This is a genomic window from Paenibacillus sp. Y916, assembly GCF_056786435.1.
On the sequence record NZ_JBXCJA010000002.1, the window covers coordinates 127,906 to 142,797 of the forward strand.

At 43.9% G+C, this 14,892-nt stretch carries 15 protein-coding genes, 2 pseudogenes and 1 riboswitch; of the genes and pseudogenes, 4 read left to right on the forward strand and 13 right to left on the reverse strand.

Features of this window, described 5'->3' with window-relative positions:
* Nucleotides 1-103 precede the first annotated feature (103 nt).
* Nucleotides 104-244 (forward strand): annotated as a pseudogene (locus AC1TO9_RS04690) (sulfurtransferase); the annotation flags it as partial.
* A 26-nt stretch (nt 245-270) separates the two neighbouring features.
* Here the strand turns inward: AC1TO9_RS04690 and AC1TO9_RS04695 are convergent.
* The 13 genes from AC1TO9_RS04695 to AC1TO9_RS04755 form a co-directional block, all read right to left on the reverse strand.
* The gene (locus tag AC1TO9_RS04695) at nt 271-2,547 is read right to left on the reverse strand and encodes a preprotein translocase subunit SecA (protein ID WP_482058509.1); all 2,277 of its coding nucleotides are present in this window, start codon (nt 2,545-2,547) and stop codon (nt 271-273) included.
* Between the two features lie 41 nt (nt 2,548-2,588).
* On the reverse strand, nt 2,589-3,299 hold the full coding sequence (locus AC1TO9_RS04700; protein WP_482053663.1) for an ABC transporter permease: 711 nt from the start codon (nt 3,297-3,299) through the stop codon (nt 2,589-2,591).
* Nucleotides 3,296-4,141, reverse strand: a complete 846-nt coding sequence (locus tag AC1TO9_RS04705) for an ABC transporter ATP-binding protein (RefSeq protein WP_482058510.1) — start codon at nt 4,139-4,141, stop codon at nt 3,296-3,298. The genes AC1TO9_RS04700 and AC1TO9_RS04705 overlap by 4 nt, the downstream gene beginning before the upstream one ends.
* Nucleotides 4,142-4,318: 177 nt before the next feature.
* Entirely contained in the window at nt 4,319-4,864 is a 546-nt protein-coding gene (locus AC1TO9_RS04710) for a LytTR family DNA-binding domain-containing protein (RefSeq protein WP_482058511.1), read from the reverse strand.
* Nucleotides 4,821-5,126, reverse strand: a complete 306-nt coding sequence (locus tag AC1TO9_RS04715; RefSeq protein WP_482058512.1) for a hypothetical protein — start codon at nt 5,124-5,126, stop codon at nt 4,821-4,823. The genes AC1TO9_RS04710 and AC1TO9_RS04715 overlap by 44 nt, the downstream gene beginning before the upstream one ends.
* Nucleotides 5,127-5,500: 374 nt before the next feature.
* A complete protein-coding gene (locus AC1TO9_RS04720) occupies nt 5,501-5,686 on the reverse strand; it encodes a hypothetical protein (RefSeq protein WP_482058513.1) in 186 nt (61 codons plus the stop codon).
* Between the two features lie 241 nt (nt 5,687-5,927).
* Nucleotides 5,928-6,329 (reverse strand): monovalent cation/H(+) antiporter subunit G, encoded by a 402-nt coding sequence (gene mnhG, locus AC1TO9_RS04725; RefSeq protein WP_482058822.1) that lies wholly within the window; start codon nt 6,327-6,329, stop codon nt 5,928-5,930.
* Nucleotides 6,304-6,597, reverse strand: coding sequence for a Na(+)/H(+) antiporter subunit F1 (locus AC1TO9_RS04730; protein ID WP_482053667.1), 294 nt, complete (start codon nt 6,595-6,597; stop codon nt 6,304-6,306). Before AC1TO9_RS04730 ends, mnhG begins: the two co-directional genes overlap by 26 nt.
* Nucleotides 6,597-7,070: a Na+/H+ antiporter subunit E gene (locus AC1TO9_RS04735; protein WP_482053668.1), complete on the reverse strand. Its 474-nt coding sequence runs from the start codon at nt 7,068-7,070 to the stop codon at nt 6,597-6,599. Before AC1TO9_RS04735 ends, AC1TO9_RS04730 begins: the two co-directional genes overlap by 1 nt.
* Nucleotides 7,071-7,076: 6 nt before the next feature.
* A complete protein-coding gene (locus tag AC1TO9_RS04740; protein WP_482058514.1) occupies nt 7,077-8,555 on the reverse strand; it encodes a Na+/H+ antiporter subunit D in 1,479 nt (492 codons plus the stop codon).
* Entirely contained in the window at nt 8,552-8,887 is a 336-nt protein-coding gene (locus AC1TO9_RS04745) for a Na(+)/H(+) antiporter subunit C (RefSeq protein ID WP_482053670.1), read from the reverse strand. The genes AC1TO9_RS04740 and AC1TO9_RS04745 overlap by 4 nt, the downstream gene beginning before the upstream one ends.
* Nucleotides 8,887-11,757, reverse strand: coding sequence for a Na+/H+ antiporter subunit A (locus AC1TO9_RS04750; protein WP_482054458.1), 2,871 nt, complete (start codon nt 11,755-11,757; stop codon nt 8,887-8,889). The genes AC1TO9_RS04745 and AC1TO9_RS04750 overlap by 1 nt, the downstream gene beginning before the upstream one ends.
* Before the next feature lie 129 nt (nt 11,758-11,886).
* The gene (locus AC1TO9_RS04755) at nt 11,887-12,525 is read right to left on the reverse strand and encodes an adenine nucleotide alpha hydrolase family protein (RefSeq protein ID WP_482053671.1); all 639 of its coding nucleotides are present in this window, start codon (nt 12,523-12,525) and stop codon (nt 11,887-11,889) included.
* 447 nt (nt 12,526-12,972) lie between these two features.
* Between AC1TO9_RS04755 and AC1TO9_RS04760 the strand changes: the two are divergent.
* From AC1TO9_RS04760 to AC1TO9_RS04770, 3 genes and pseudogenes are all read left to right on the forward strand, one after another.
* Nucleotides 12,973-13,113 (forward strand): annotated as a pseudogene (locus AC1TO9_RS04760) (DUF6944 family repetitive protein); the annotation flags it as partial.
* 366 nt (nt 13,114-13,479) lie between these two features.
* Complete coding sequence (locus AC1TO9_RS04765) at nt 13,480-13,683, forward strand: hypothetical protein (protein ID WP_482058515.1); 204 nt, start codon at nt 13,480-13,482, stop codon at nt 13,681-13,683.
* A gap of 87 nt (nt 13,684-13,770) precedes the next feature.
* Nucleotides 13,771-13,849: riboswitch (ZMP/ZTP riboswitch) on the forward strand.
* Between the two features lie 59 nt (nt 13,850-13,908).
* Nucleotides 13,909-14,754: a bifunctional 5,10-methylenetetrahydrofolate dehydrogenase/5,10-methenyltetrahydrofolate cyclohydrolase gene (locus AC1TO9_RS04770; RefSeq protein ID WP_482058516.1), complete on the forward strand. Its 846-nt coding sequence runs from the start codon at nt 13,909-13,911 to the stop codon at nt 14,752-14,754.
* Nucleotides 14,755-14,892: the final 138 nt, after the last annotated feature.

Sequence of the window (14,892 nt, forward strand, 5' to 3'; positions counted from 1 at the left end):
ATCGATAAATAGAGTGGAAAATGGAGTAAGTTATTCGAAGAAGTACTTAAGTGATGCTCTACTATCCTTCAAATTGACAAACAGTTTGCGGGAATGAACAAGAATCTACTACTGCTCCAGCGTAACTACCTGTCCAAACGTGCTGGCGCTGAATAAAGCTAGATTTAAGAATGTGAAGTTGTATGCAGGTAGCTGGAGTGATTGGATTAGCTACTCTGGCAATCCCAGCGACATGGGTGACGAAGATGAGCGGGAAGAAGCTACGCTGCATCAATATTTTGACAGCTTGAATATCGGTCTCGCAATCGTGCGAAGCCAATAAGCAAATACAGTGGTTGTGGTCCATGAGCTGCGCTTATTCTGGATGTATTGATCATTGATAATATAAGTTCGAGTGGAAGCAGTGCCCTTCAAACCGAACTTTTCCCACTCCGCCGGATCATTCGAACCTCCAAGCCTTACAAGCATCTTCGTCGACTCACTATTGATTTTAGCCGGAATTTGCTCGTATGCTTGGGTGATTTGCGCATGAAATTCGTCGATCGGATTGCGGCTAGCAAGGCTCTCCAAGTGGATGCCTTCGCGAAGGTAAGAAACGTATGCCAGATGGTCAGCCCAGAACTGGTCGATATAAAAAAGCCGTACCCGCTGCTCCGAAGGGCTCATCGGCTTCTCACCTTTCAAAATTTCGAGCCGCTCCTCGTAGAGAATTCGCCTCTGATCCTCCATCATATCCGAATAAGCGTTCAGCTCCTGGCGGATATCGAAGTTTTGGCCCATAATAATGCGCTGAATTTGCGCGATTTTGCTGCGGAGCACTGAATCTTCGAGAGCCTCAACCTGCCTAAGATTGCGGATCGCTTTATTGATGCCGAACCGAAGCATCAACTCGTCCTCCAAGCTTACGAAAAATACGGAAGCTCCAGGGTCGCCTTGGCGGCCAGAACGCCCGCGCAGTTGGTCGTCGATCCGCACGCTTTCGTTTACATGCGTACCAATCACGTACAAGCCTCCCAGCTTGGCGACAACTTCTGCTTGCGTGGGGTTGCCACCGCCGAGCCGAATGTCGACGCCGCGTCCCGCCATATTCGTAGACACCGTCACGGCGCCGATTTCTCCTGCTCTTGCGATGACCTTGGCTTCTTCTGCGTCGTTTTTCGCATTCAGAACATGGCAGGATACGCCGGCAACTGTTAGCGCCTCCGCCAGCATGTCAGACTCCTCGACGCTCGACGTACCAATAAGAATCGGCCGTCCCATCGCATGGACGGACGAGATTTCGTGTACAAGTGCCTTAAGTTTGGCTTCTTTATGGGTATATATCTGATGCGGATGATCAATCCGTATGTTTGGCCGGTTCGGCGGGATTTGCACGACCTGCAGCACATAAATATCTTCGAAATCCATTGCGGAAGTCTGCGCGGTAGCCGTCATTCCGCAAATCTTCGGATACAGGCTAATGAAGTGTTGAAGGGTAATCGTCCCGAGAATTTTACCGCCGGCTTTCGACTCCAGCCCTTCTTTGGCCGCAAGCGCGGCTTGCAGCCCGTCCGGCAAATGCCTGTTCTCCGCCACACGACCGGTATATTCGTCGATCAGCTCGATATTACCGTCACGTACGATGTAATCGACATCTTTTTTCAATAACAATTCCGTATGTAGCGCGCAATTTAACGACATTAACAAATGACTATTATGACTTTCGTACAAATTGCCGCATCCCAGTAGCGATTCCGCTTTCACAGAGCCCGCTTCATTCAAATAAACGTTCCGCTGAAACTCGTCGAAATCGTAATGCTCTACTTGCTGTAGCTGCCGAGCCACTTCTGCGAATCGACTGCCGTCATTGCTGGAAGAGCCCGACTCTCCGCTGATGACCAGCGGCACCCGCGCTTCGTCGAGAAGCAAAGAATCCGCCTCGTCGACGATGACGTAGTGGAAAGGACGATGTACGGTATCGGCTTCGCTTAGTGCGATCGTGTCGCGTAAATAATCGAATCCCGCTTCTTTTGCCGTAACATAGGTTATATCCTTGGCGTACGCTTCCCGTTTCTCGAACAGGCTCATGCCCGATTGTACCGAGTTTACCGTTAACCCGAGGAAACGATAGATCGGGCCCATCCACTCCGCATCTCGATTTGCCAAATAATCGTTAAAAGTCAGCACATGAACGCCTTCGCCGGTCAGCGCATTTAGATAAGCAGGCATAACAGCTGAGAGGGTTTTTCCTTCACCGGTATGCTGCTCGATTAAAAATCTCTCGTGTAGAGCGATGGCAGCCATGATTTGGACATCGTAGGGCTGTAATCCGAGCTTTCTCTTCGCTGCCTCGCAGACTAACGCATAAGCATCGACAAGCAACTCATCCAAAGGCGTACCCGATTTTGCTTCTTTTTGAAGCCGGAGGGAATCCGCTTGAAGCTGTTGATCGTCCCATGTCTCCAAATTTCGTTTCCTGATGAGCTCCGCTTTGTCCTGGTAGACTTTCAGCTTATTCTGGGTATCGCGGTCTTTGAATTTTTGCATCAACTTGATAGCTATATTCATAGTAATTTGATCTCCCCTCGGTAGATATACTCGATTCTATCTTACTCGTCCTTTAACCGTCGTTGATACAAAATAACAGACACAATCGTTAATACAACGGTCCATGCCAAAATAATGAGGAGGGGTTTTAATACATCTCCCGTCGTAAAGCCTGTATTGCTTAGACCCAGCAAATGCACAAGCTGACTGCTTGGCATGTAATCCAGCACTTTGAAGATCGGATAATCCTTCACTAGTAACGCTCCCCATGGTGCCCCAGTGAATACGAACGTCACAGGAAGTATAGATAATGATGCATCAAGTAACGTCTTGGAGAATAAACCACATATCGTCCCGGCTGCTGTGTATAGAATAATCGAAAGAATGATTGCTGCCACAAACGCCCATATACTAGCTGGCTCATAGCCAAATGTAAACGTTGCAATAGCCAGAACAACAGCAGACATTACAAAGACAAAAGTACTTTTACCGATTAAAACATCCATGCTCGTGGCCGGAGTCATCATTAATGATCGTAAAGTGTTACGCTCCTTTTCTTCCGCAATCAAGCATGCTTGTGCGAAACATGTTAGTAACACAAACGAAATATTAAGAACTAAACCGAAAGCTCCAGGCAAAGACGGGCCTACACCTCGAAAAAGAAGTGCAAAGATAATTGGAAAAATCAACATAATGGAGACCGCATAATTGCGTGAAAACTCTTTATAATCCTTCACAAATATCGCTCGAGCACGTTTTAATGAGATACTCATAGTAACTCACTTCCTGTCATTTTAATAAAGATATCACCTAGACTTGGCTCTTTCGTTGCTAATCTATCAATTAACCCTTGCTTCATCCAATCAGCTATTTGATCAGCCGTTTCCTCATCGATCGGAAGCTCGTAGGCTTCCCCATTGATTAACTCAACACAAACTACGTTTTCCCGATGCTGTTTTTTTAGTTCCCTTGGTGAGCCGATGGTTTGAATTTGTCCTTGATACAAAATCGCTACACGGTTACATATCGATTCTGCCTCAGCCATATCATGCGTAGTTAAAAAAATCGTTGTCCCGTTCTCATTTAAGTAGCGTAAGCCTTTATGTATATGAGCTGAGTTTACTGGATCTAAAGCCGAAGTAGGTTCATCTAAAAATAATAATTCTGGCTCATGGATAATCGCGCATGCCAATAGGACACGCTGTCGCATCCCTTTCGATAAGAGATTGACTTTCTTTTTGCGCTCTCCGCTTAAGTTTACAAACTGCAACACCTTATCAATCGAAGATCTAGGAAGGTCATATAATTGGCGATACAGCTCTAGATTTTCCTCAATCGATAATCTCTCATATAGACCACTGTTATCCGTCAAAATTCCAAAGCGCATCTTCTGTGCAGACTGCTGCATCATCTCCGCTGGCTGGTTAAATACACTTGCCTGTCCACTTGTCGGATTTAATTGCGCCGTTAAAATCTTGATTAATGTTGTTTTTCCTGAACCACTCGGACCTAGAAAACCAAAGATTTCTCCTTTCGGAATTGAAAAAGACACATCTGCTAACGCATCCTTATGTCCGAATCTCTTTCGAATACGTTCTACTTGAATAACATCCATTAACACCACTTCCTTAGAGTTGATTGCTTAAGTATATAAAGATTGCATGGTTCCAGCCATCAAAACCCGCCGAAATGTAGCTATTATCACCTGAATGGTACCACGAATGCTTGATTAGTTCGACATTACTCCGGAAATGGCATATGCTTACGAAGTTATTTTTGCTTCGCAAATATTTTAAATGTTAAGAAGTGCTTTTAATTCATGCAATTTGGAACGAGATAACGGAACCACGGCATCTTGAGCTGTATTTAACCGCAAGCTGTAGCTATTCTTCGTCCATGTAATAATCTCTCTTACTTTTTGCAGATTAACGATGTAGGATCGATGACACCTGAAAAACCCAAAATTTAATAATCTCTGCTCGAGCTCGGTTAGCGTCAAAGCACAGTCATAATTTTCCCCGCCCACATGAACAAGGATCGAACCTCCTATACTTTCTATAAAATCAATTTCAGGCGGATTAAATAAAACCACTTTGTCATTTCTTTTGGTAGAGATCTTCTGCAAGGTGATATTGGCCTCATCTTGTTTCTGTACTTCCTGCTTATCCTCTTCGGAATCCAGAATATCCAATGGATGAAATCCGGATTCGTTCAACCGATAAATGGCATCACAGGAAATTAGGGCATCCTCTAAATTCGAAGTTAAAATTAAAATTTGCTTTTCTTGCGATAGATCATCCAGAATCCGTTTGAATTGACGACGATCTTGCTCCTCCAAGTAAAAATAGGGTTCCTCCAGTACAAGTGTAGGCTGATGCGCAAAAAAGACACGCAGCAATGTCACATACATCCTTTTCGATGAGCTTAGATCCTTGCTGAGCCCGAAATAAATAATATTGGGAATAATCAACTAATTGATTCATTAAAAGCTGCTTTCGCTTCAAGCCCGTTATAATGCCAATCGATTGGTTCGATGTCATATTTAATTCGATCTTCGGTAGAAATAATTCCCCATCATAATACATTGGTTGAAATTGCATACCGTCCTCCTGATCAGTGCCGCTATAGGATATATATAACAATTATAATGTTGGGGTAATTTTTTGTCAGTTTATATTAAAAAATATAACGGCATGTCTTCTCTAAGTCATATCCTTATATATAAGACTTGGTGATTTCTCTGCTGCTTGGGCGTAGAATTCATACAAGTACTGGAGTGCAGTTCCCAACCCACCACGGACTGTCACCTACTCGTTTTAATAGAATCAGACGCGGCTATACTTCCATATTGTCAGACCATAAACCAGAAATTGGCCCAATCCCAACTTGCCCACGCCCTTTGATCTGTACATCCTTTCTGTACACCATAGGGATATATATATATTTTTTTGGGGGCACTCTGGGCGGATAGCCCCTAATCCTCTAGTTCATCCAACTTTGCTTCCAGTTCAGCCAGATGTCGCTTTGCTTGGTTCAATATTTCCTGAAGCTCTGCGGCTTCTGCTCGTTTTATTTCTTTTTTGACGGCCTTAATCTGTTGTTCCAGATAGAGAATATCGGATTCATTTCCTGAGTTGTTCCAGATCTGTGAATAAGTCATAGCCAGCCTCCTTTTTTCTCTACACATGGGTTTCAAGTCTACGATTCAAGTAAAATCTGGTTTCCACTTATCCAGATTAATCGATGCTGCTCTTGGAGTCTAGCTAATAAACAAAAACCAAACCACATGAACATCCCCGCATGTCATGCGATTTAGACCGGTAGCTTTGCGTCTTCCGTCTTTCCAACGGATATGAAAAAAGCCCGCATCCGCGGGCTTTCTGTTCTAAATTTATGATGTATCACTGTTCTTGAGGTTCAATCACTTCAGGTGTTGCTGTCCGAATCCGTTGTTTCTCTAACTCCTCTTTCAGATCATCTTGGCCACTGTGTTTCCATAACGGAACACCGGAGCGATACGCCGCTCTGCCAGTCAGGTGGGAAGATAAAGGCGCAGTAACAAATACGAAAAGAATACCTATCAGTAGCTTAGTGCTAACATGATCGAGAAAAAATAAAAAGTAGAGAAACACGCCACTGAGAACACATAGCACACCGAGACTAGCACTTTTGGCAGAGGCATGTAACCTCAGATATATATCGGGTAGCCGAATCAGTCCATAAGCGCTAATTGCACTAAGGAGTGCGCCGAACAGAATCAACAACACCAACAGCAGTTCACCAGCTATCTTGATCATTTCCATGTTCAAGTACGACCCCCCTTTCGATATATCTAGCAAGGGCTGTCGTTCCAATAAAGGAAAGAATACCTATCAGCAAAATAATTTCGGTAAAGGCCTGCGTTTGTAGTAAGACAGAGAGAACAGCTACCATTGCTATCATATTAATTCCAATCGCATCCAGAGCAGCGACCCGGTCGGATAAAGAAGGTCCCTTCACTAAACGCCAGGCACATACACCAATGGCTAGTGATATGATCGTAAGTGATACTATAAGAATGAAATGGATCATTAGCGAGTCACCTCCAATATCGCACGTTCAAGGGTATCACGGATATTCGCTTTATACTGTGCAGGGTCATCAACATCCATCGCATGAATGAACAATGTCCGCTTATTATCCGACAACTCAAGCACTACCGATCCAGGAATAAGACAGATAAACGTGCTCAACGCTGCCACTTCCCAATCGGAAGTTAACTCTGTAGTATATTCCAGTATAGTTGGGTGAATATTAAGCCTCGGTCTTAGTATGACTTTCACTACTACATAACTAGAAACGACCAGATCCCGTAGTAGCATAAGAGTAAGTTTAATAAGCGCCCACACTTTTTCAAGATACAATCTGGACCAGAAACGCCGCATCCCGAGAAGTACGAGAATACCTAGCAGGAAACCAATGACGAAGCGAGACCCGGTCCAGTCATTGTGCAGGGACATCCATAGAAAAGCTATCATGAAATTCAATAATAATTGAAAAGCCATATTCATCTACTCCTTCATGACAGCGTTAATGTATAGTGCTGGATCAGCCAATACGGCTCCGGCTTGACCGACATATCCGTTTACCTTCTCAGCACCTACACCCAGCAGAATCACTATAACGAATAAGACAGCTGCCGGTGCCATCATAGCTTTATAACGAAGAGGCCGGACTTGCTCCTCCCCCTTTTCGCCCCCCCAGAATACCTGCTGGAATACCTTGATCAGGGAGTAGAGCACAATCAAGCTGGATGCCAGCGCGATCAGAGAAAGAACAACGTGATCCTCCCCGAGGCCACTTCGTACCATCATCACTTTTCCGGCAAAACCGCTGAGCGGTGGTACACCAACGAGCGCCAGAGTCAATATAAAAAACATCCAGCCAGTCCAAGGGTAACGGCGAATCAAACCACCCATATCCCTTAAGCGTTCGGTACCTGCCGCAGAGATAATTAAACCACCCAGAAAGAACAGCAATGCTTTGGCTACCATGTCATGCATTAAATAAAACACTACACCATTCAATGCATCCTGAGTAGCGATGGAAATACCAAAGGCAATAAAACCGACGCTGATGATGATATTATAATTAAAAACTCGACTAAGATCGTTGTAGGCCATCGCACCGATTGCGCCAAGAACCATCGTTGCTCCGGCCATCCAACCAATCAGTGTATGAGTCAGTTCAAGATTGTGAATGAAAATGAGTGTAAAAGTACGCGTAATTGCATACAGCCCAACCTTGGTCAGCAATGCGCCAAACAATGCTCTGACGGCCAAAGGCGGCGCACTGTAGGAGTCTGGTAGCCAGAAAAAGAGGAGTAGCCCCGCTTTGATCGAGAATACAAGCAGTAGCAGCACCGCAATGACGTTTAGTACGCCCCCCTGCCCTGTCTCTGCCACACGTATGGCCAGATGAGCCATGTTCAATGTTCCGGTTGCTCCATATAAATAAGCGATTGTTGCCACAAACAAGCTTGAGGAAATCACGTTGATTAAAATGTACTTTAAGGTTTCCCGCAGTTGAACCTTGGTACCGCCGAGCACAATCATCGCGTAAGAGGCTACCAGTAGCACCTCGAAGCATACAAACAAGTTAAAAAGGTCGCCGGTAAGAAAGGAGCCAAATACGCCGGTCAACAGAAAATGGAAAAACGTATAATAGTAGAAGCGTTCCCGTTCTTCGCCGATGCTGGCGAAGGAAAAAAACAAGCAAGCCCCACCAACAACGGATGTGGTCAGCACGAGCAACGCCGAAAACATGTCGGCAACAAAAACGATGCCATAAGGCGGAAGCCAGCCGCCCATATATAAGGTCTGAATGCCATCCGTACTCACTTGGTACACAATGAGCCCGGAAACAGCAATATTCAAAAATACACTGATTGCGCTGATGATACGTTGCAATCTAATTCGTTCTTTCAGAAAAATCAGTATAACTGCCGTAATGGCCGGAATCAGCAGAGGCAGCACTAACATGTTGTTCATTGTCTCTCCTCCTTGATTCCTTCCACATCATCCGTACCCGTCGAGCGGTAAGCCCGGTAAGCCAGAACAATGAAGAAAGCGGTAACCCCAAAGCTTATAACAATGGAGGTCAAGATGAGCGCCTGAGGCAAAGGATCGACATAGGCCTCTGCTTCCTCTCCAAGCAACGGTGCGGATCCAGTCTTGAGACCCGCCATTGTCAGCAGCAGCAAATGAACACCATGCGTTAGCAAAGTAGTTCCTAAAAGGATGCGCAGCAAGCTTTTGGAAAGAACTTGATAAACACCGACGCTAAACAATACACCGATCGCCAGAGCTATAAGGAGTTCCATTAATCATCCCTCCCGATCGTAAGTATAATATTCATGGTGACACCAATGACGGCGAGATATACGCCAAGATCGAATAACATCGCTGTCGTAAGTTCCGTTTTCCCAAAGAGAGGTAGGTAGAAATAACCAAATGCCTGAGTGAGAAATGGAGCACCGAACAAAAACGAACCAAGCCCTGTAAGAAAAGCAATCGAAACACCAATCGCTATTAGCTTACGATAATTGATAGGCAATACCCTCTCAATCATGTCCATCCCAAAAGTAATTCCCAGTATTACTAGCGCAGCGGAAGCCATTAATGCCCCGATAAATCCGCCTCCTGGATTGTTATGACCGGCAAAAAACAGGTAAAGCGAAAATATAAGAATGACAACGAATGCCACTTTGGCTACCGATTCCAGCAGCACATCGTTACCACGAGAATAACGTGGCTTATTATTATTAATTGCTCTCTTCAGCGGGGCGGGTGCTTCACCCGTCTCCGTCTCCAACTTCAACTTGATTATGGAATAAATAGCAAGCGAAGCAAGACCAAGCACAGTAATTTCAAACATAGTATCAAAACCGCGGAAATCAACGAGTAAAACATTTACAATGTTGTTACCGCCGCCTAGCACATAGCTATTCTCCACGTAATAATTCGAGATGGATTCAAACGGGCTGCTGCCTAGAGCAGCAAGTGCAACCAGTGTCATCGTTACACCGAATCCGATGGAAATGAGTAGTTTCGGCAAGCGTGCCCGAATTTTTAACGATTCTTTCTTCAGCTTCGGCAAATGTCGGAAACAAAGCAGGTACAATGCGACGGAAACCACTTCGACAATCATCTGCGTAAGCGCAAGATCAGGCGCTCGGAACAGAACAAAAAGCAAGGTAACCATATAACCTACCATTCCCGTTAACAGAATCGCTGTTATTCTGGAGTGTACAAACGGGATCACCAAGGCACCCACCAGCATAACTATAACAACAACAACTTCAAAGAACGAAATTGAGGCATATTGACTCATTCCAAAACTGATTCCATCTGTGTACAGCATTGTTCCGCCAAGCGCAACAATCAGGAAAGTGAAAATGTACATTAAATAATGACGCATGGAACCCGTCATATAAGTCCCAGTCAACCCTCTGGACAACTTTTCAATCAGCCGGATTCCTCCATCATAGACTTGATTTAAAGTGTATCCTCCGCCCCATTCTTTATATACAAGATTCCAGCGACCATAGATTCGGTAAACGATTATTCCGAAGACCACGACACCCATAGTCATAAATATCTCAGGTGTCCAGCCGTGCCAGAAATGAATGTTCACATTAAAGGGTTCTACTGCCTGTATGACAGGGTGAATTGCATTCATTGCAGGGATAATGATCGTATTGGACAACACGTTCGGAAAAAATCCAATTAAAATGGATAGAAGCGCTAGCAGGCATGGTGCCAACAAAAGGCCAATCGGCGCCTCATGTGCTTTTATATCCAGTTTCTCAGGCTGATATTTACCAAAGAAGGTCTGAAATATCAATATTATACAGTACGAAAAGGTACACACGCTGGCAATCCAGGCTACAATCGGAAAGAGCGTAAATAACGAAGGTATAGAAAGTATATCCAGCTGTCTAATATTCAGCACAGCCGTGAAAAACATCTCCTTACTCAAAAAACCGGAAAATGGAGGTAAACCCGCCATGGAGAAACTGCCGATCATTGCTATCGTGAAGGTAACCGGCATAAAGGAAATTAGCCCCCCCAACTTGCGCAGGTCACGGGTACCCGTTCCATGATCGACTATACCAACCATCATAAACAAGGAACCTTTAAATATCGCATGGTTAATAAGATGAAAGATAGCTGCCGTTGTTGCAGCGGTATAGAAAACTGACTCTTCACCTGTATAAAAAGCGGCGGCAGAACCTAGTCCAAGCAATCCCATAATCAGTCCAAGCTGACTGATCGTTGAATAGGCTAACAGAGCCTTTAGATCCGTCTGCTTCATCGCCTGGATTGAACCATAGATCAAGGTGATCAAACCGACGATTGAGACAATCCAGAACCACTCATGTTGCCCTGCAAACACTGGGCTGAAACGGGCTACCAGATATAGACCAGCCTTAACCATCGTTGCCGAATGAAGATAAGCGCTGACTGGTGTAGGTGCTTCCATAGCATCTGGCAACCAAATATGGAATGGGAACTGGGCTGATTTGGTGAAGGCACCCAGCAGAATCAGCAACATTGCCGGAATAAACAGCGTCTGTCCACTAATATCCGCACCCATACTCCAAATTTCGCGAATGCTGAAAGTGCCTGTCATCACGTAGAGCATCAGGAAGCCAGCGAACATCGCTAGACCGCCGAATACGGTAATCAGCATAGATTTCTGTGCACCATAACGAGACTTCTGCCTCCGATGCCAGAAACCGATCAGCAGAAACGACGAAACGCTTGTCAATTCCCAGAAACCGTAGAATACCATCATGTTATCCGAGAGCACAACACCAAGCATCGCTCCCATAAATAACATCAGATAAATATAAAAAGGGGTTAATTCTTCTTTGCGCTTGTCTAGATAATAAATAGAATAGATGATTACAAGACTACCCATTCCAGTAATTAACAACGCGAACAGTAAACTTAATCCATCTAGATGGAAAACCAGATTAATTCCGAGTGAAGGAATCCATGAGATGGTTTCATACCCCAAATCCCCTCCCTTAATAAGCGGAATCCGGGTCAAGAAATAAACGAACAGAACGAGTGGACCGAGAAAAACAAGCCAACCTCTGTGTAGGTTGGGTGCCCTCTTTCTTAAAAGCGCTACTACTAAGGCCAGTAGAAAAGGGACAAGTATGATTATATGCAGCAAAGGCAAGCCTCCCTTTCCATGTAAACAACTCAATTTGTGAACATTAGTACTTACTTTTTCACCAAAATCCAAAAAACATATGGATCTAGAGAGGCCTTAAGTAATAGGTCCTCTTCTAGATATATATACACCCGATTATAAAGACTCAGTCAATGTACCATCATAAATATTCAAATATCTTACCTTTCCATCTTCTTGCTCAATTCTGAATAAACCACTCTCAAATTCTGTATGCAGCTCGTGAAAAAACTTCCCTTTAAGCGAATACTCTCCTTTAGGTTCCTCACTGAGCTGATATTCATCCCCTTCTTTGACCAGATAGGAGATAACGCCTTCCTCATGTGTTTCTTCAAGCCCGGCGCTCATCCGTTGAACAGCCACTACATGCAGGTCGATCAAATTCATTTTGCCAATAAGTTCATTGACGAAATTACGTTTTGTAAGCTCCTGCCATCGCGTCTGGGCAGATTGTCCAATTATAATCTGTGTAACTTCCTTGTCTTCAGCAGCTTTTACAATAACATCTGTTGTTTTTCGGCCTTCGCGTTTCTGGACCATAAACTCCGCGCCAACTTCCTCAGCAAGACGTTTCCAGACCCTCATATACATTTCTTTGCTCTCATTATATTCATCGCTGTCCGAACTATCCACGTTTAATATAAACAATGGCGCTCCTATCAATCCAGACAACCGGACACCACGCTGGATTAAACGCTCCCCATGTGGACCATAATGAACACAAACCATAATTTTTTCATTGTGAATGACCTTCATCCTCCTGTAACATGGCCAAGAAATACAAAAGGAGCCCTTTGGTGTTAGGCCCCTTACGTATTCCTAAAACCGATAAGTATACTTAATTATATCTATCCTTATATTCTTTGTAAAGTTTACTGGTTCGGTTAATATCCATAAAAAACTTTACGAGTTCATAGTCAGTCAGGAACTCAGGCAGAATCGGCAAAGAATAGACATACCCGATTTCCTGCTCACTCAACTCCCGAACATGCCCATTGTCTTCCAAACGTAATAGGAGACAGTTCAGTTTCATTTCAATAAGAGCAGTCATTCTTTATTCAAGTGATTAAGAGAATATCCACACCAAAATGAAACAATAGTCGTATATTGAAACAATCCTTATTTTTAGTAGTATAAAGAGAGGGGACGATCTTACTGGCCAAGCAAATAAGCATTGAAGAGCAGCTAGCCGCCTTTGCTTGGCTGCAAGCTCTAGGAACCAATCTTGCAGCTCTCGGTCAGACCAAAAGTCTGTCCAAAAACAAGCAGCATCAGGCAGAAGCTCAAAAACTGTCCATTATTGGAAATGCAATGCAATCCATATCTAATGCGGCACAGGCAGAATTGACCGCAGAGCTTCGGAGGACCGCGTCTAATAAAGAGTCTAATGATTTAACGGTTGCAGGCAACTGGCTTCAATCCCTAGGAAATGCGTTACAAGTTATTGCAGGAGTTAACGACAGTACAAACAGTGACGGGAACAGGAACGCAAACAGAAGCAAAGACAGACATTCCTCAAAGACCAAGAGGTGATTAACTCATTTTCACGAGCATACTCTGGTCTTTTTTATTTCGTTAAATTTTCAAGACCCGCCTGTTAAATAACGTGCAGTATGTTCACGCGGGTATGCTCCTCAAACGGCTCCTGTCCTATAACTACTATACGATGCCTTATGCGTTGAAACTAACCGATTCAATCTCCGTTCCCGGTTGCATGTTGCTACGGAGCACGCAATACTTTCCACAGAATTGGAAGGTCATAAGACAGTGACTCATGAGGTACATGCTCAGGAATGGCGTGAGAGCTTGCTTATGGAGAATATCAATATACCAAGCGGCAAAGTTCGAATGATCATTCGTGTCCTTCAGAGTCAAGTAGATTTAGATTGGATTGAATTTTCCTTTATTGAATAAAATGATTAACTGAAACTAATAGGCAACACTCAGCCGTTGAAAATCCATTGATGAATATGTCTTTCTCTGTTATGATTACGTCATAAATTGACTGTGTGTAACTGGCGGAACATGGGTAACCATGAGGGAGCACATGGATAACTGGCCGTACGCCTGGGCGAAGGTAAGGGGAGATTGATGCCCTTACCTCTTTATGTTTCTATCAAACTAAAAGGTGATGATGAGATGACAGCAACAACATTAATCTTGGATGGAAATCAAGTCGCAACTAGAATTAAGGAATCTTTAGTAGGAAGAATCCATCGTCTGTCTGAAAAAGGTATTGTCCCATGCTTGGCGACCATATTAGTCGGTGATGATCCGTCATCAGCAACCTATGTAAAAATGAAGAGTAACGCTTGTAAGCGTCTTGGGATTCAATCCATTCGTGTTGATCTCCCCAAAAATACCTCGACGGATGAATTAATTGAAGTTATTCATAAACTGAATGCGGATACTAATGTACATGGAATATTGTTACAGCATCCCGTTCCAAATCAAATAGACGAGAGAGCAGCATTTGATGCTATAAGTATTGATAAGGATGTCGACGGGGTAACAACTTTGGGGTTTGCCCAAAACGCCTTTGATTTTGCTAACTTCCCTTCTTGCACACCAGCAGCAATCATTGCTATTTGTGAATATTACAATATATCTATTGAAGGTAAACACGCTGTTGTGATTGGGAGAAGTCCTATCCTTGGAAAGCCTGTATCTCTCATGCTGTTAAACAACAATGCAACAGTAACCGTATGCCATTCCAAAACAACTAATTTAGCAGACTTGGTTCGTTTAGGTGATATTGTCGTGGCAGCTGTTGGTAAGCCCAAATTTGTTCAAGGGGATTGGATAAAACCAGGTGCTGTTGTATTGGATGCTGGTTACAATGAGGGTAATATTGGGGATATTGATTATGATAATTGTCTGAAAAATGCCTCCGCGATTACTCCGGTTCCAGCAGGGGTCGGCCCAGTAACAATAGCTACATTACTAAAACATACTGTTGAAGCCGCAGAGAAATTAGTTCAATAGATCACTAGCCCATAAGGTGTACGGGACAGCCAATTCCTTAGCTAAGACTCAAGCATTGATTATTATAATACCGATGTTCCCTGTCTTTTAATAGCATGGAATAACAGGAACATTGAACGTCAGCATGATAGGATGAAA